Below are 17,273 nucleotides of genomic sequence, written 5' to 3'. Positions count from 1 at the left end.
CGTCAGCCGAACGGAGTGAGGGAACGATCGAAGCCCGAAGGGGGCGAGACGCCGCAGGCGGCTCGATGCGCTAGCACGAGAGCGCGACCGGCCATCTCCCAGGTGGCCGGGGACGCCCACATGACTTCAATGAAATCCCCGTGGACAGCTACCCACCCAGCCATCGGCAAAATGGCAATGGCATGGACATACGAGCCCTACAAGACGATGAACTGATGGCCCAGGCCCGAGACTGGCGGCAACGGGCACTGCGCGGCGAGAAGGACGCACGCGGCCTCGCGCACGAACTGGAATGCGAAGTGCGCCGGCGCTTCCCCAGGAACAATGCGCCCCATGCACTGCCGCCGATCCAATTGCTCGGCGCCGTGCCGCAAACACCCCAGCGGCGCTGGAAGCCCTGGTAAGCACCGGCTCAAAGGCAGCCCGCCCGCATGACTGCGCCACGGCCGATCGGCGCTGATCCCGAAATCCCCCCGAAATAGCGCGAATTTCGAGTGGCCCGGTCACGGGCCAATGCCTACCGTGGAATCTCCACCTTCTGGAGAACCACCATGAGCGATCCCATGCAACCCGGAACGCCTGCGCCTGGAGCAGAAGGGCCTGGCATCTTTCTGCCGACCCTCATCTGGACCACCGACCGCAAGACGGTAGGCAACGAGATGCAGCGCCTGCTGGGACGGCGCGCACAGCTCAACGTCCTGCTGTCCGCCTCCGAAGAAACGGACGACGGCACCACCTGGTACGCAATGGCCCAGGCCACGCTGAACCAGCTGGACTGCGATATCGAACGTCTCTTCGAGTGGCTGGGCGACTACGAACCCGACACACCCACGCCCGAAGTGCCATCGTAATGTCCGGCATGAAGGGAGCGATCCGGCACCAGCCGGTTCGCTGCGCGAGAGGGGCGCCAAGCCTGCGCGGCGGGGATAGCCCGCAGGGCTTTCCCCTGGAGGCAAGCGCAGCGCGCAGCGCCCCGCCAGGGGCGCGAAGGCATCAGGCCGGGTCGTCGGGGCGCAGGCTGGCTTCCGACACCGGCATCCACGGCGATGACGAGTCCAGCAGGTAGCGCGCACCGCGCGCGTACAGGCCCGAAAGTCCGCTGGGACGATAAAACCCGGTGACGCGGCACCGGAACTGTGCGCCAAACTCGTTGGTATAGATCACCGCGTCGCCGAGCGCAAAGCGCAAGGGCTGGCCGTTCTCCGGTGGGAACGGCTTGAACGCATCATGCTCTGCCGTGATTTCGAGGATGTAGTCGTGGTGGCTGCTCATGGCCTTGACCTCCTGAAATGATTGAGAACGCTCAGGAGCGCCTTGCGGCGCCCCAGAACCAGGTCAGACAACGACACGCCCCGCCAGCCGCGCATCGCGCGCATAGGCGCTCAGCCGCTTCTCGGCACGAAAGTGCAGATCCCGCTCTACCGGCAAGCCCAGCCGCCCGCGCACGGTCGCCAGTTCGGAAAGACTGACCCAGCCGATTTCCGGCATCCCTAGGCCCAGGTCGCAAAGACCGAAGGCGTGATCGTGGTCATCGGGATCAATCTCGGTCAGCAGCCAGGTCGCGCCGGCATCCGGCGTGAACAGCTTGACCACTGGGGCCGGATCGAAGTCCGGGTTCTCCAAGGATTCGCGGCCGTTGGCCAGCAGCACGATGCGCTGCTCGTCCGTGATGAATGCGTGGTTCATGGTGAACTCCTGTAAGGTTACCGGGCGGAATTGCCCAGCCCTTGCAGGGCACGGCGCAGCGCAAGCAGTCAAAGATCGAAGACGGCCGCCAGGCCGCAAGCGCCGAAGGTGCGCAGTCATTGACGGCGAGCACGCCGTGGCACGATGAAGGGAACAGCAAGCCGCCACACCTCACCACGCAGCCACCCCGGTATTGACAAGCGTAGCGCGCAGGTCCGAAGCGTCAGTCCAGATCAGAGCGTCCGGGCTTGAAGCCGGATGACTGCGATTCGGCACGAAGCTCGGGGCGCAGCCCATGAGCCCGACGAAGGAACGTCGGGATGCAGGCCAAGTTGCCAGCAGGCAGTTGAAAAGTGGTGCTGGCCTTCAGGCGCTGTCAATTTTCTTGATCTTCCGGATACGCCGCCTGGGGAATCGGCACCCAGCCATCGCGGGTGATGCCTGCCCCGATGCGTATGTTCTGGCTTTCAGTTGCCGCCCAGTGCCCACCCCGGTGCAATACGGCGCGAATCACCGACTTCCGCGGATGATCCTCATCCGCCTTGGCAGAACTGCATATGGCATTCCAATGGTGCTTGTCCGGCATACTGTTCAACCGTGGGCCGAGCAGTTGATCCAAGACTTCGGTCGAAACGTTGTGTCGCCCGCCGTGATGGGGCACTTGGAAATACCGAATACCTGGCAGCGCGAGTCCCACGAAAGGTGCGTAGTCGATCACCTCCTGCAGTGCTTCACGCCCGGCATCGCCAGTAAGCATGACGCGATGACCGTTCAAGACAGCCGACTGCACCACACTCATTTCATTCTCACGACTGGTCGGCTCAGGCGGGAAATATTCCTCGCCCCACAGGGACTTGATGTAGGCGGTCGCGGCCTTCACTGCCCGGAATATGCTGCTCAGCGCGCTATCAAAAGCACTTTCTTCGACAGCTTCCGGTGTCTTCGCGGAGTCCACGATCAGGTCCAAGTAGCGCCCCAGGGTAGGTGCCATGACCGCGAACGGACCGATGCTCTGCCCCTGAAGGGGGGCATGGATTGGAATTCCCTTCTCCACCGCAATATCCTCAAGAATTGCCGTGGCATCGTAGATTGAGCGCAACTTCCGTCGCAGGGCTTCAACCGATTCATAGGTCTCAAAGCGATCGATCAACTGGTCCGCGTATATCCACGGCCGGTTGATCCAAAGATTCCTGACCGTGCATTGCTCCAGGACTTTTCGTAGTCCGTTGGCGTGATCGCGATCTGGGTGCGTGAGGATCACATGGTCGATGACTGTTGTTCCATAGTACGTCTTCAGATGCTCGACTATCTGATCACCCGTATCCAGATACCCACCGTCAACAACGTGCACGCCCTCGGTGCCATTCACCGAGTAGCGCAGCGTGATCGCGTCCCCGCTTTTCGCTGTTTCGACGCCAAGAAAGTCGATCTCGAAGTAGTCAGCCATACATCCCTCTTGTTTTATGCCAACAAAGTGCCGGTGGCTTTGCACCTACCAGCGATCCACCGCACACGTGAGTCCTGTCGGAGTCCATACCAACGACACGGCCGGAAGGCCGCCAGCATCCTCGGCGATGCCGCGCAATGTATTTCGGTCGATACCCGAATGTGCGCCGCCTTTCGGGTGGCTGTGCCACGTTCCTATAAAGGCGAGATACCCCAAAGAGGCCGCGTTTGCGGCGCGCAAATTTTGAACAAGCCCGTTGGTTCCGAGGACGAAGCGGGCGGCCTCTCGAACACTGTCAGGCGGTGCCTCAACAAGGCCTGCAATGGTGATGGTTCGATTTTCAAACGAGATGCGGCCGATCAAGGCGCCGCCTGTTTCCAGAGCACCCCAGCGCAGCGCATCAGCATGGATTGCTTGCGCAACTGGGGACAGGACCCGAATGTTCCAGCCACCATCGTCTGCGACTTCAAGCGCAGTGGTCGGGCCAAGGCTGGCGCGGGTCCATGCCATTCCAAGGCCTTCGGCATCTGAGATTCCGGCGCAAAGCGTCGCTTCCTTCGGAAGCCCATCAACGAGCCATCGTTCCAGTTGCAGGCCGGCCAGTGACGTCGACCGCGAAACAACGGCGTCAGACATAGGCATCGTCAGCGAACGACAGTTGTCACCCACGAAAATCCGAGTCGGCTCAGACGTCTCGCCGGCAATCGACGCACGCAGTTCCGGTGCAAACCGGCAGCACTCGAACAAGAACGCCGTGAGGTCGTCAACTCGGCCGGCACGGCCAGCTCCTTCGAGCAATACCGCCACACAGCGCCCCTGACCATACATCGCGATCCGTGCCAATCGGGCTGGGGATTGATCCAACGCTGCCGATTGTGTTTCTGCAGCCAGCACCTGAAGTGACGCCGTCGCATCCACGATGAGGGCCGCATCCTGCGGAACGGTTGCCGCAAACTGTTCCGGATCGACCAAAAGAGTCACTGCGTCGGTGTCGAACGCTCGCGATTGAAGATGCGACAGCGATTCAAAGGCTGTCTTCATCAGCGCCGACTTCCGAGGCGGAACCAGAACTGATGCCCTGTTGCTCGGCCTCCACGATGCGGCGGCCAATCTCCCAGTAGCTGGCCGTCATCAGCGCATTGACGCTGCGCGCTGCCGTCTGGCGCGCGGCATCGAGCAGATCCACGATGCCGCCGTGGATGCCGGCGTAGCCGGCAGGCACGGCGGCGGGTGCGACTCCCGCCATCGCAGGCGCCTTCTTGGTCATGCAGCCACCTCCGCAGGCCGCTGCGCCTCGGTGATCGTCTTGCGCCGGTTCGCCACCAGCTCGGCCGCCTTGCGCACCGGATCGTCCTCGGTGTGGACGTAGCGCATGAACATCGCCACGGTCTTGTGCGCCGTCAGCGCCATGCCGACCTTGACCGGGATGCCCGAGTTGGCAATGTCGGTCGCGGAGCGGTGGCGGATGCCATGCGTGCCGACGTGCGTGGCGCCCGCCGCCTTGAGGGCGCGGCTCCAGCCGCCGTAATACTCGCCCGTGGTCAGGTGCTTGCCGGGATGGCTTGGAGACGGCAGCACATAGGGAGTGCCTTCCTGCCGTGGCGCCGTCGAGAGCAGTCGATAGGCTTCCTCGCTCATGGGCTTGGACATGCCGCCCGTCTTGCTGTCCGGCCAGACCACGCGGCGGTTGTCCAGGTCCACCCAATCCCATCGGAGCGTCACGATTTCGGAGCGGCGGCCGGCGAACTCGAATTGAAGGCGGATCGCCAGCGGGATGACGTAGTTCTCCAGACCCTCGGCTTCGATGTGCTCCAGTCGCCGAAACAGCTTGCCCATGTCCTCGTCGCTGATGAGGTGGGTGGCCTTGCCGTTGGGGTACATCGGGACGTGGCGGCAGGGGTTGGTGCCGTCAGGCCGGTGGCCCCACACCTCGGCCAGGTTGAACATCTTGCGCATCACGCTGAAAGCACGGTTGGCCTCGGCCGGCTTGTGCGCCATCTTCTTCATCGCCGTGGCCACGTCCGGGCGCTTCACGTCCTGGACCTTCAAACGGCCCAGCATCGGAACGATGCAGCGGTCGATGACGGCCTGATACCCGCGCTGGGTGCTGGGCTTGTTGCGCTGCTTGGAGTAATCCTCCATGAACTTGGTACACAGCTCCTTGACCGTGGGGGCTGAACGGGCGGCGGCCTTGGCCGCGCTGGGGTCGCCGCCCCGGCGCACCTCGGCCAGCCATTCCTGGGCCAGCGAGCGGGCCTGCTCGACGGTCAGTTCCCCGTACAGGCCCAGGGCGGGCTTGCGCCGCTCGCCAGCGTTCGTGCGGTACTGGAGCATGAACACCTTGCGGCCCGCTGGTGTAACCTTGCACAGGAAGCCGGGCACCAGCGTGTCCCGGAGTTCGACGGCCTGCGCCTGGGGTTGTGCCGCATCGACTGCGGACTTGGTGAGCTTGAGTTTTGCCACGATGACTCCTCGGAAAGACCCGATTCCCAAGAGCCATGTAGGGGCCATCAGAGGGGAAGCCGGGTCAGGTTTCGGAAAGCACCGGCATATGTTGGACTCGCCTAAGTTATTGATAAACCTGCTGTATCGGGCTTCGGCGTAGTCCAGCAAAGTTCGGTGCTGGAGTCATGGTGAAATGAAAAAAGGCTCCTCACGGAGCCTTTCGAGCAATACGCGCGCAGCTCAGTAGCTGTCGCCGCCACGGCCGCCGCCGTAGCCGCCACGGCCACCGCCGTTGCCGCCGCCGCGCGGGCCAGCGCCGTAGGGGCTGCGGAAGCCCCCTTCGCGGCTGCCGCCGTCACGGCCGCCGCCGAAGCCGCCGCCACTGCGGCCACCACCGCCGAAGCCGCCACCGCCACCGCCACCAAAGCCACCGCTGCGCGGCGGCCGGGGCTCCATCGGGCGCGCTTCGTTGACGACGATGCTGCGGCCGCCCAGGGGCTGGCCGTTCATGCCGTTGATGGCGGCTTGCGCCTCGGCATCGCTGCCCATCTCCACGAAGCCGAAGCCCTTGGAGCGCCCTGTATCGCGCTCCATCATGACCTTGGCGCTGGTGACGGCGCCGAAGGCGCTGAACGCTTGTTCCAGATCGTTGTCGCGCACCGAATAGGGCAGGTTGCCGACATACAGTTTGTTGCCCATTCAGGGACTCCTAAAAAACCATGAAAGCAGAAAGCGACGGAGCCCCGAAAACGCTGCCAGTTGATCTTGCGGACGCACTATGCATGAATTTGACGGATCACCGCGAACTTGCGGAAAAAATCCGCCGAAACATTATGCAGCACAAATCCCAATAAAAAGCAAGGCGCGGCCCTGAATGTGGCGCATTTGCTGCGATGCATTAAAAAAGCCCCGTTGCCGGGGCCTGTCACATCCGTGGAAACCCGCACCCGACGGGCGCGGGAAACACGGCCGCCTCAATAGGCGCCGCGGCCGCCGCCGTAGCCGCCAGCGCGGGGCGGGCGCGGCTCCATGGGGCGGGCGATATTGACCACCAGATCGCGGCCGCCAAACTGCTGACCGTGCACGCCGGCAATCGCGGCTTGCGCCTCGGCGGCGCTGCCCATTTCGACGAAGCCAAAGCCCTTGGAACGGCCGGTGTCGCGCTCCATCATGACTTTAGCGCTTTGCACCGCGCCGAAGGCGCCGAAGGTTTGCTCGAGATCGCCGTCGCGGAAGGAATAGGGCAGGTTGCCCACGTACAGTTTGTTGCCCATGAGGGACTCCTGAAAAAACATGAAAAAGCGATGGAGACCGACGCAATCAGCAAACCCGTGACGAACTCAAAGACGCGAAACTGACCAGACACCGCATGCGCCTTGCTTGCCGCAGGGCAAAAAAGGCCGTTCATTATGGTTCAGATTAATCCGCCCCCGCCCTTGCGGCAGGGCGGACATGCCGCACTTTTTCTCGGTACTTTCACCAGGGTACCCCGCCCCAGGCCCTACAATCCGCGCTCTGTCTTTGGGGAGTAGTCCGCTTGGCGCGCAACGCGCCAGGGGCATGTGTCAACAGACTTGGGGCCACTGGCTCCATGGCACATGCGGCATGCATGCTGGGCGAGACCATTGGCTGCGCACCGATCCTTTACGGCTGGAGTCGGCGCGTGGCCGATGTTTGCGTGCCATCCAGCCTACCCCTGCTCCATGGAAGCCTTTTTCGTATCCACGGCCATCGTTGCGTTGGCTGAAATGGGTGACAAGACCCAGTTGCTCTCGCTCGTGCTGGCCGCGCGCTTTCGCAAGCCCTGGCCGATCGTGCTGGGCATTTTCGTTGCCACGCTGACCAACCATGCGCTGGCCGGGGCCGTGGGCGCCTGGGTGACCCAGTTGCTGGGCCCGCAGCTGCTGCGCTGGGTGCTGGGGGCGTCGTTCATCGCCATGGCGCTGTGGATGCTGATTCCCGACAAGCTGGACGATGACGAGGCCGGCGGCGACGCGCCGCGCTGGGGCGTGTTCGGCACCACGGTGCTGGCCTTCTTCCTGGCCGAGATGGGCGACAAGACGCAGATCGCCACCGTCATGCTGGCCGCGCAGTACAGCGCCTGGGCGTGGGTGGTGATGGGCACCACGGTGGGCATGATGCTAGCGAACGCGCCGGTGGTCTGGCTGGGCGAGCGCATCACGCGGCGCGTGCCGATCCGCGCGGTGCACGTGGTGTCGGCGGTGATCTTCCTGGGGCTGGGGTTGTTGGCCCTGTGGGCGCCGACTTGATCCATAATGGCCCGGCGCCGATTTGCCACCGCTTGCGGGCGCTTTATAAATCCAGCTAAAGACCCGTCCGCTGGCATGTCCGCCCGGCCTCGTTTTTAGCGATGCCGGGTTTTTTCATGTCGTTCATCGCCACACCCCAGTTCATGCACTTCCCGGAGGCCCTGCCGCTGCAGGGGGGAACCTCCATCCAAGACTACACCCTGGCCTACGAGACCTACGGCACGCTCAACGCCGAGCGCTCGAACGCCGTGCTCGTGTGCCATGCCCTGAACGCGTCGCACCACGTCGCGGGCGTGTACGAGGGGCAGCCCAAGAGCGAAGGCTGGTGGGACAACATGATCGGCCCGGGCAAGCCCGTGGACACCAACCGCTTCTTCGTCATCGGCGTGAACAACCTGGGCTCGTGCTTCGGCTCGACCGGCCCGATGCACACCCACCCCGGCACGGGGCACGTCTATGGCGCCGACTTCCCCGTGGTCACGGTGGAGGATTGGGTCGATGCCCAGGCCCGGCTGCTCGACCGGCTGGGCATCACGCAGCTGGCGGCGGTGATGGGCGGCAGCCTGGGCGGCATGCAGGCGCTTTCCTGGACCCTCCAGTACCCCGAGCGCATGCGCCATGCCGTGGTGGTGGCCAGCGCGCCCAACCTGACGGCGGAGAACATCGCCTTCAACGAGGTGGCGCGCCGCGCCATCGTGACCGACCCGGACTTCCACGGCGGCCACTTCTACGCGCATGGCGTGATCCCGAAGCGCGGCCTGCGCATCGCGCGCATGATCGGCCACATCACCTACCTGAGCGACGACGTGATGAACGAGAAGTTCGGCCGCCAGCTGCGCGACGGGCTGGAGCCGAAGTACTCGACGCAGGACATCGAGTTCCAGATCGAAAGCTACCTGCGCCACCAGGGCGACAAGTTCAGCGACTACTTCGACGCCAACACCTACCTGCTCATCACACGCGCGCTGGACTATTTCGACCCCGCGCGGCGCCACGGCGGCAGCCTCACGCGGGCGCTGGCACCGGTGCGCGCGCGCTACCTGCTGGTGAGCTTCAGCACCGACTGGCGCTTCGCCCCATCGCGCTCACGCGAGATCGTCAAGGCGCTGCTGGACAACCACCGCGACGTGGCCTACGCCGAGATCGACGCGCCGCACGGCCACGACGCCTTCCTGCTGGAGGACGCGCGCTACATGGCCGTGGTGCGCTCCTACTTCGACAACATCGCCAAGGAGCTGGCATGAGCGAGACATCCACCATGCAGGCCATCGCCCGCCTGGTTCCCCAGGGCGCGCGCGTGCTCGACCTGGGCTGCGGCGACGGCGCCCTGCTCGACCTGCTGCAGCGCACCCGGGGCTGCACCGGCTACGGCGTGGAATATGCCGACGCCAACGTGCTGGCCTGCGTGCGCCGCGGCGTCAACGTGCTGCAGCTCAACCTGGAGGACGGCCTGGCGGTGTTCGAGGACAACAGCTTCGACGTGGTGCTGCAGATCGACACCCTGCAACACCTGCGCAACGCCGAGACCATGCTGCGCGAGACGGCGCGCGTGGGCCGGCACGGCATCGTCGCCTTTCCCAACTTCGCGCACTGGCCCAACCGCCTGTCGGTGCTGCGCGGGCGCATGCCGGTCACGCGGCGCCTGCCCTACCAGTGGTACGACACGCCGAACATCCGCGTCGGCACCTACAAGGACTTCGAGGTGCTGGCGGGCAAGAACCGGCTGCGCATCCTCGACGCCTTCGGCCTGCAGGACGGCCAGGAGGTGCGCTTCCTGCCGAACGCACGCGCGGGCACGGCGGTGTTCCACTTCGAGCATTCCTGAACGCGCCCCGCCTGCACGCTCCCAAAAAAATAGCTGCCAGCGCTTTCTGGGCGTGGCTTTGCGGCCAAAAACATGCCCATCACGGTACAGGCCAGCGCGCCGCCGCCGCGGTACGTGACACCGCGTAAGGGAAATCGTGCGTGAATGTAACAGCAGGCCTGCCGTAGATTTCCAGGCAGACCCGGACCGATCCGGCGCACCTTTTTCAGGAGACATGCATGGCCGCCGTTTCGCTTGCCAACCACCGTTCCGTGGCCCGCCGGGTCACGCTCGCGGCACTGGGCCTCGTGGCGCTGGTGCTGGTGCTGGTGGGGCTGGCCCTGGCGGTGCTCACCGAGCGCAGCACGCGCGCGCAGCTGGTGCGCAGCGTGGGCGACACGGCCCAGGCCCTGGCCCATTCGCTCGACGCCGCCGACAACACCAACCGCGAGCTGGCGAAAGGCGCCATGCGCGGCTTCCAGCGCTACTTCGAGGCCACCATGCAGCTCAACGAGGAAACGGGCGAGCTGCGCAGCTACGGGGCGCTGGTGAACGAGGACTACAGCGCCGTGGACAAGTTCGCCAACGAAACCGGCGGCGTGGCCAGCGTGTTCGCCCGCAAGGGTGACGATTTCATCCGCATCACCACCTCGGTGAAGAACGAACAGGGCCAGCGCCAGCAGGGCACGCCGCTGGAGCGCACCGACCCCGCCCATGCGGTGGTGGCCAAGGGCGAGCCCTACACCGGCATCACCCTGGTGGCGGGCAAGCCCTACATGGGCGACTACCTGCCGGTCAAGGACGCCGGCGGCAAGGTGGTGGCGCTGCTGTTCATCGGCAACGACATCAGCATCTTCGATGCCATGCTGCAAAAGCAGGTCGAGCAGATGCGCTTCTTCGAGCACGGCGGCGTGTACCTGGTCAACCCCGGGGCCGCGCTGGAGCAGGCCCGCTTCGTGTACCACCCCACGGCGCGCGGCAAGAAGGTGCTCGAGGCCTTCCCGCAGTCGCGTGCCTTCTTCGAGGCACTGGCGGCCGCGCCGGACGGCTTCGTGCGCGATGCGGCGGCCGTGCTCTACCCCGGGGCCGAGGCCCCCTGGGCACTGCTGCGCAAGACCCAGGGCGGCTGGTGGGTCGTGGCCGAGGTGCCCGACGCCGAGGCCATGGCCAGCCAGCGCCACGTCTCCTGGGCCGTGTGGGGGCTGATGGCGCTGGCCCTGGGGCTGCTGGGCGTGGGCCTGTTCGTGATGCTGCGCCGCGGCGTCAGCCAGCCGCTCACCGGGCTCACGCAGGCCATCACCCTGGTGGCGCAGGGCGACCTGACGCAGAGCTTCCAGACCACGCGGCGCGACGAGATCGGCGCGCTGGTGCAAGAGGTCGAGGGCATGCGCCTGCGCTACGTGCAGATGCTGCAGCAGGTGCGCACGGCGGTGGACGGCATCGGCACCGCCAGCGCCGAGATCGCCAGCGGCAACCAGGACCTGTCGGCCCGCACCGAGGCCACCGCCAGCAGCCTGGGGCAGACGGCGCAGAGCCTGGAGCACCTCACGGCCACGGTGCGCCAGTCGGCCGACGCGGCGCACCAGGCGAACCAGCTCGCGGCCTCCGCCGCGCAGGTGGCGGCGCGCGGCGGCCAGGTGGTGGGCGAGGTGGTCAGCACCATGGGCGACATCAACCAAAGCTCGCGCAAGATCGCCGACATCATCGGCGTGATCGACGGCATCGCCTTCCAGACCAACATCCTGGCCCTGAATGCCGCCGTCGAGGCCGCGCGCGCCGGCGAGCAGGGCCGCGGCTTCGCCGTGGTGGCGGGCGAGGTGCGCAGCCTGGCGGGCCGCTCGGCCGAGGCCGCGCGCGAGATCAAGCAGCTCATCCACGCCTCGGTGGAAAAGGTCGAGGCGGGCGCGCGCCTGGTGCAGGACGCGGGCAGCACCATGGACGAAATCGTCGGCAGCGTGCAGCGCGTGGGCGGCATCATCGGCGAGATCACGGCGGCCGCGGCCGACCAGGCGGGCGGCATCGGCCAGGTCAACCAGGCCGTGGGCCAGCTCGACCAGATGACGCAGCAAAACGCCGCGCTGGTGGAGCAGTCGGCCGCCGCCGCGCACAGCCTGCGCGAACAGGCCGCGCGCCTGGCGGGCGCCGTGCAGGTGTTCAAGCTGGAGCCGCAGGACGCGGCCCGCCCCGCGCACGGCCTGGCGCTGGCCCTCGGCAAACCCTGAACGGAAAAGCCTGAGCGCCCACGACGGCCATCCCCGCCGGCGGGCCGGTGCCCACGGTACGCCTCGGGCATACTGGCACGTGCTCCCTGCTACCGCGCCGAACCATGCACGCTGACGTTCCGACCATGCTCCTGATGATCGTCATCAGTTCGGTGGCCATGGCCCTGGCGCTGGCCATCGTCGGCTGGGGGCAGCGGCGCGACGGCATCGCCTGGTGGGCCACGGGGCTGCTGCTGCACGCGCTGGGCTACGTGCTGTACGGCGGGCGCGGACGCATGCCCGACGGGCTGTCCATCGTGCTCGCCAACGTCCTGCTGGCCTGCGCGCTCTCGGCGCTGCAGGCCGCCGTCCACCAGTTCCTGGGCCGGGCCTGGCCGCGCTGGCACATGGCGGTGCCGGTGCTGTTCATCGCGCTGGTCATGTGGGCGCTGATGGACCACTACCCGCTGCGTGCGGCCACGGCCAGCCTGTGCTATGCGGTGCAGATCGGCCTGCTGCTGTCGGCCTTGCGCCCCATGGCCAGGCCCGGCGCGGGGCGCGGCGTGGTGCTGCTGGGCCTGGGGCTGGGCGTGCAGATGCTGGTGCTGCTGCTGCGCGCGGCCATGGCGCTGTGGGGGCCGCAGCATCCGTCCGGGCTGCTGGCGAGCGACCTGGTGCAGAGCCTGACCTTCCTGATGTCGTTCCTCACGGTGCAGATGGCGTCGCTGGGCTTCGTCTTCATGACCCGGGACCGGCTCGACGAAGGCAACCGCCGCCTGGCCACCACCGATGCGCTCACGGGCGTGGCCAACCGCCGCTCGGCGATTTTCGCGCTGGAGCGCGATGCCGCGCGCGCCCAGCGCATGGGCGGGCCGGTGGCGCTGATGGTGGTGGACATCGACCATTTCAAGCGCATCAACGACGCGCACGGCCACCTGGCAGGCGACCGCGTGCTGTGCCACGTCGTAAACGTGCTGAGCGACCGCGTGCGCACCCAGGATCTGGTGGGCCGCTATGGCGGCGAGGAATTCCTCGTGCTGCTGCCGGACACCGGCCTGGACGGCGCCCTGGTGCTGGCCGAGCAGTTGCGCCAGAGCGTGCAGCAGTCGGTATGCCACTGGCAGGGCCAGGCCCTGGCCGTCACGGTCAGCATCGGGGTGTTCGGCGGCACCCTGGGCAGCGGCGACACCTGGGAGATGGTGCTCGACGCCGCCGACCGCGCCCTGTACCAGGCCAAGCAGGACGGACGCAACCGCGTACAGGCCAGCCCCGGCCTGCGCACGCTGGCAACGCGCGCCGCGCCCGAGGACGCGGCAGGCCCCGGACCATCCACACAGAACATTTGAGGAGGAGATCATCCATGCGTTTCACGGCCCGACTCGCGCTGTTCACGGCGCTTCCCGCCCTGCTGTTCGTATTTGCCCTGGGGGCCAGCCTGTGGGGCCTGGCGCGCACGCAGAGCGGCTTCAACCGCTACATCGGCAACGAGCAGGCCATCGCCAACGGCCTGGTGGAGCTGTACGCCCAGGGCCTGCAAAGCGGCCAGGCACTGCGCAATATCCTGCTTGACCCCAGCAACGCACGCGCCTTCGACAACTACGCCGCAGCCGCCAAGGCGTTCGACCAGGCCTATGCCGCCACCCAGCAAAACGCGCGCGGCACGCCGTTCGAGGCGGGCCTGGCGCAGATCGGCGCGGCACGCAGCGCCCAGGTCACCGTGCAAGACCAGGTGCACGCCCTGGCGCGCACCGACAACGCCGCCGCCGCCGCGCTGCTGAACGCCAAGGAAACCCCCGCCTGGCGCGTGCTGCGCACGGCGCTGGTCCAGCAGGTCGAGGACGCGCGCAAGGCCGCCGCCGCCGCGCACGACGCCACCCAGACGCAGGCCCAGCGCATCCAGTGGACGGTCGGCGGGCTGGCGCTGCTGGCGATGGCCGTGGCGGGGGGGCTGGGCTGGGCGATGGCGCGCACCCTGCAGCGCGAGCTGGGCGGCGACCCCGCCGAGGCGCGCGAAGCGCTGCGCCGCGTGGCCGAGGGCGACCTGGGCCAGCATGACGAAGCCCGCCGCCAGGGTATCCCCGTCGGGCTGATGGCCGAGCTGGCACGCATGCAGGACAGCCTGCGCCGCCTCGTGGCGCAGGTGCGCGACGCCTCGCTCAGCATCACGCATGCCTCCAGCGAAATCGCCCAAGGCAACCAGGATCTGTCGGCACGCACCGAGAGCCAGGCCAGCGCGCTGGAACAGACCGCCGCCTCCATGGAGGAACTGGGCGCCACCGTGCGCCAGAACGCCGACAACGCGCGCCAGGCCAACCAGCTGGCCCTGAACGCTTCCACCGTGGCGGCCCAGGGCGGCGACGTGGTGGCCCAGGTGGTGGACACCATGCACGGCATCGACGACAGCGCGCGCCAGATCGCCGACATCATCGGCGTCATCGACGGCATCGCCTTCCAGACCAACATCCTGGCGCTCAATGCCGCCGTCGAGGCCGCGCGCGCCGGCGAGCAGGGCCGGGGCTTCGCCGTGGTGGCGGGCGAGGTGCGCGCGCTGGCGCAGCGCAGCGCCGATGCCGCCAAGCAGATCAAGGGCCTGATCTCGACCAGCGTGGATCGCGTGCAGCAAGGCTCGCAGTTGGTAGACCAGGCCGGCGCCACCATGCAGGAGGTGGTGGCCGCCATCCGCCGCGTCACCGACATCATGGGCGAGATCAGCGCCGCCAGCAGCGAGCAGGCCGGCGGCGTGGCCCAGGTGGCCGAGGCCGTGACCCAGATGGACCACGCCACGCAGCAGAACGCCGCGCTGGTGGAGCAAAGCGCAGCGGCCGCGGCCAGCCTGAACCAGCAGGCGCAGGAACTGCAGCGCGCGGTGGAAGCCTTCCACCTCGACGCGGGCGGGGCCGCATACCGGCCCGCGCTGGCCTGAACCCCATACCCCCGCAAGAAGGAACCGCCATGAACGCCCGCCTCCCCACGCCCACCCTGCACAGCGCCGACGCCCTGGAGCGCATCGGCCAGGTGTGGGACGCGCAGATCGTCCCGCAGCTCACCGAGTACATCCGCATCCCCGCCAAGTCGCCCATGTTCGCCCCCGACTGGGCGGCCGAGGGCCTGCTCGACACCGTGGTGCGCAACGCCGCCGCCTGGGTCGAAGCGCAGAAGGTGGCCGGCCTGGCGCTGGAAATCGTGCGCCTGCCGGGACGCACGCCGGTGCTGTTCTTCGAGGTGGCGGCCACGCGGGCCCACGCCACGCAGACGGTGCTGATGTACGGCCACCTCGACAAGCAGCCCGAGTTCGAGGGCTGGCGCAAGGACCTGGGCCCCTGGACGCCCCAGTACGAGGACGGCAAGCTCTACGGCCGGGGCGGCGCCGACGACGGCTACGCCGTCTACGCCAGCATCGCCGCCGTGCAGGAGCTGCAGCGCCAGGGCGTGCCGCACCCGCGCATCGTCGGCCTGATCGAGACCTGCGAGGAAAGCGGCTCCGCCGACCTGCTGCCCACCATCGACGCGCTGCGCCCGCGCCTGGGCGACGTGGGCCTGGTGGTGTGCCTGGACAGCGGCGCCGGCAACTACGACCAGCTCTGGCTCACCACCAGCCTGCGCGGCATGGCCAGCGGCACGCTGAAGGTGGAAATCCTCACCGAGGGCGTGCACTCGGGCGACGCCTCGGGCCTGGTGCCGTCGAGCTTCCGCATCCTGCGCCAGGTGCTCGACCGGCTCGAAGACAGCCGTACCGGCCGCCTGCTGCCCGAGGGCTTCCACTGCGCCGTGCCGCCCGAGCGCCTGGCCCAGGCGCAGGCCACGGCCGCCATCCTGGGCGACGCGGTCTACCGCAGCTACCCCTGGGCGCACGCGGGCTGCGGCGGCGCTTCGGCCTTTGCCCTGCCCACCACGCAGGATCCGGTGCAGGCGCTGCTGCGCCGCACCTGGGAGCCCACGCTCAGCGTGACCGGCGCCGAGGGCCTGCCCACGCTGCGCAACGCCGGCAACGTGCTGCGCCCCTACACCGCCTTCAAGCTCAGCCTGCGCCTGCCGCCGCTGGTGGACGCCGCCGCCTGCGTGCAGGAGATGAAGGCGCTGCTCGAAGACAACGCGCCCTACCAGGCCAAGGTCACCTGGGAGATGGAGGGCGCCGCCAACGGCTGGAACGCGCCGGACACCGCGCCCTGGTTCGCCCAGGCGCTCGATGCCGCCAGCCTGGCGCACTTCGGCACGGGCGTGGGCTACATCGGCCAGGGCGGCACCATTCCGCTCATGAACATGCTCAGCCAGGGTTTTCCGCGTGCGCAGATGATGGTCTGCGGCGTGCTCGGCCCCAAGAGCAACGCCCACGGGCCGAACGAGTTCCTGCACGTGCCCTACGCCAAGAAGCTCACCGCCGCCGTGGCCCAGGTCATCGCCAGCATGCCTGCATGATTTAGGCCTCAAAGGCTTTTCCAGCAAGCGCTGGCAGCTTCTCTTTCAATAGCATAAAGGCCCCGCGCGCGCCGTGGCGCCGGGTGCCTTCTCTATGATGCGCCGAGCCCCGCCCCCGCCGACGCACCATGCCTGACACCTCCGACCTGGACGCCCTCGCCTACACCCTGACCGCCTTCACGGCCAGCGATGGCGAGAACCTTGCCGTGTACGACTGGCCCCGGCCCGACGCGCCGCGCGCCACCGTGCTCGTGGTGCACGGGCTGGGCGAGCACGCCGGGCGCTACGACGCGCTGGCGCAGCGCCTCGGCGCCTGGGGCTGCGCCGTGCGCGGCTACGACCACTACGGGCACGGCGAATCCGGCGGGCCGCGCGGCGGGCTGCCGTGGGACGCCCGCCTGCTCGACGACCTGGCCGACATCGTCGATGCCACGCGCACGCACATGCCCCCGGGCCAGCCGCTGGTGCTGCTGGGCCACAGCATGGGCGGGCTGGTGGCGGCGCGCTTCGTCGCCCTGGGGCTGCGGCCGGTCGATGCGCTGGTGCTGTCCTCGCCAGCGCTCGATGCCGGACTGGGCCGCGTGCAGAAGCTGCTGCTGGCCACGCTGCCGCGCATCGCGCCCAACCTGCGCGTGGGCAACGGGCTGGACGCGCGCTACCTCTCGCACGACGCCGCCGTGGTGCGCGCCTACCTGGCCGATCCGCTGTGCCACGACCGCATCAGCGCCCGGCTGGCGCGCTTCATCGCCGAGGCCGGGCCGGCCACCGTGGCCCGCGCCGCGCACTGGCAGGTGCCCACGCTGCTGCTGTGGGCCGGGGCCGACCGGCTGGTGAATCCGGCGGGCAGCCGCGCCTTTGCCGCCGCCGCGCCCAGGGGGCGCGTGCAGGCGCACTGCTTCGAGCCGCTGTACCACGAGCTGTTCAACGAAAGCCCCGAACTGGCCGAACCCGTGTTCGAGCGGCTGCAGCACTGGCTGGCGGGACACGTCTGAAGTGAAACTCAG

Annotated in this window: 16 protein-coding genes and 2 pseudogenes; 10 read left to right on the top strand and 8 right to left on the bottom strand. The window is 67.7% G+C overall.

The window, feature by feature from the left end:
- Positions 1-182 precede the first annotated feature (182 nt).
- Together YS110_14770 and YS110_14765 are read left to right on the top strand one after the other, a co-directional pair.
- Positions 183-404 carry a hypothetical protein gene (locus YS110_14770; protein UJB65927.1) on the top strand — a complete coding sequence of 74 codons (222 nt, stop codon included), beginning with the start codon at positions 183-185 and terminating at the stop codon, positions 402-404.
- Positions 405-551: 147 nt separating this feature from the next.
- Complete coding sequence (locus YS110_14765) at positions 552-851, top strand: hypothetical protein (protein ID UJB65926.1); 300 nt, start codon at positions 552-554, stop codon at positions 849-851.
- Between the two features lie 142 nt (positions 852-993).
- On the opposite strand, the gene YS110_14760 is transcribed toward YS110_14765, so the two are convergent.
- From YS110_14760 to YS110_14725, 8 genes and pseudogenes are all read right to left on the bottom strand, one after another.
- Positions 994-1,272, bottom strand: a complete 279-nt coding sequence (locus YS110_14760) for a hypothetical protein (protein UJB65925.1) — start codon at positions 1,270-1,272, stop codon at positions 994-996.
- A gap of 63 nt (positions 1,273-1,335) precedes the next feature.
- Positions 1,336-1,686, bottom strand: coding sequence for a DUF2958 domain-containing protein (locus tag YS110_14755; GenBank protein ID UJB65924.1), 351 nt, complete (start codon positions 1,684-1,686; stop codon positions 1,336-1,338).
- Between the two features lie 376 nt (positions 1,687-2,062).
- Entirely contained in the window at positions 2,063-3,133 is a 1,071-nt protein-coding gene (locus YS110_14750; GenBank protein UJB65923.1) for a competence protein ComEC, read from the bottom strand.
- Positions 3,134-3,178: 45 nt separating this feature from the next.
- Positions 3,179-4,213: pseudogene (locus YS110_14745) on the bottom strand (Mov34/MPN/PAD-1 family protein).
- Positions 4,209-4,400, bottom strand: a pseudogene (locus YS110_14740) (DUF1016 domain-containing protein). Before YS110_14740 ends, YS110_14745 begins: the two co-directional pseudogenes overlap by 5 nt.
- Complete coding sequence (locus tag YS110_14735; protein UJB65922.1) at positions 4,397-5,596, bottom strand: tyrosine-type recombinase/integrase; 1,200 nt, start codon at positions 5,594-5,596, stop codon at positions 4,397-4,399. The pseudogene YS110_14740 and the gene YS110_14735 overlap by 4 nt, the downstream one beginning before the upstream one ends.
- Positions 5,597-5,818: 222 nt before the next feature.
- A complete protein-coding gene (locus YS110_14730; GenBank protein ID UJB65921.1) occupies positions 5,819-6,277 on the bottom strand; it encodes an RNA-binding protein in 459 nt (152 codons plus the stop codon).
- 275 nt (positions 6,278-6,552) lie between these two features.
- The gene (locus YS110_14725; protein UJB65920.1) at positions 6,553-6,852 is read right to left on the bottom strand and encodes an RNA-binding protein; all 300 of its coding nucleotides are present in this window, start codon (positions 6,850-6,852) and stop codon (positions 6,553-6,555) included.
- A 429-nt stretch (positions 6,853-7,281) separates the two neighbouring features.
- Between YS110_14725 and YS110_14720 the strand changes: the two genes are divergently transcribed.
- The 8 genes from YS110_14720 (at position 7,282) to YS110_14685 (ending at position 17,261) form a co-directional block, all read left to right on the top strand.
- Positions 7,282-7,848, top strand: a complete 567-nt coding sequence (locus tag YS110_14720) for a TMEM165/GDT1 family protein (protein ID UJB65919.1) — start codon at positions 7,282-7,284, stop codon at positions 7,846-7,848.
- 116 nt (positions 7,849-7,964) lie between these two features.
- Positions 7,965-9,092, top strand: a complete 1,128-nt coding sequence (locus YS110_14715; GenBank protein ID UJB65918.1) for a homoserine O-acetyltransferase — start codon at positions 7,965-7,967, stop codon at positions 9,090-9,092.
- The gene (gene metW, locus YS110_14710; protein UJB65917.1) at positions 9,089-9,673 is read left to right on the top strand and encodes a methionine biosynthesis protein MetW; all 585 of its coding nucleotides are present in this window, start codon (positions 9,089-9,091) and stop codon (positions 9,671-9,673) included. Before YS110_14715 ends, metW begins: the two co-directional genes overlap by 4 nt.
- A gap of 218 nt (positions 9,674-9,891) precedes the next feature.
- A complete protein-coding gene (locus YS110_14705) occupies positions 9,892-11,874 on the top strand; it encodes a Cache 3/Cache 2 fusion domain-containing protein (protein ID UJB65916.1) in 1,983 nt (660 codons plus the stop codon).
- Positions 11,875-11,978: 104 nt separating this feature from the next.
- Positions 11,979-13,199, top strand: coding sequence for a GGDEF domain-containing protein (locus YS110_14700; GenBank protein UJB65915.1), 1,221 nt, complete (start codon positions 11,979-11,981; stop codon positions 13,197-13,199).
- A gap of 14 nt (positions 13,200-13,213) precedes the next feature.
- On the top strand, positions 13,214-14,776 hold the full coding sequence (locus YS110_14695) for a chemotaxis protein (protein ID UJB65914.1): 1,563 nt from the start codon (positions 13,214-13,216) through the stop codon (positions 14,774-14,776).
- 29 nt (positions 14,777-14,805) lie between these two features.
- Positions 14,806-16,269 (top strand): M20 family metallopeptidase, encoded by a 1,464-nt coding sequence (locus YS110_14690; GenBank protein UJB65913.1) that lies wholly within the window; start codon positions 14,806-14,808, stop codon positions 16,267-16,269.
- 128 nt (positions 16,270-16,397) lie between these two features.
- Positions 16,398-17,261, top strand: coding sequence for an alpha/beta hydrolase (locus tag YS110_14685; GenBank protein UJB65912.1), 864 nt, complete (start codon positions 16,398-16,400; stop codon positions 17,259-17,261).
- The last annotated feature ends 12 nt before the right edge of the window (positions 17,262-17,273 follow it).

The organism is Acidovorax sp. YS12, assembly GCA_021496925.1.
Taxonomy (GTDB): Bacteria; Pseudomonadota; Gammaproteobacteria; order Burkholderiales; family Burkholderiaceae_C; genus Paenacidovorax.
The sequence above is the reverse complement of the archived record's forward strand: the minus strand, read 5'-3'. Positions and strand labels throughout refer to the sequence as shown.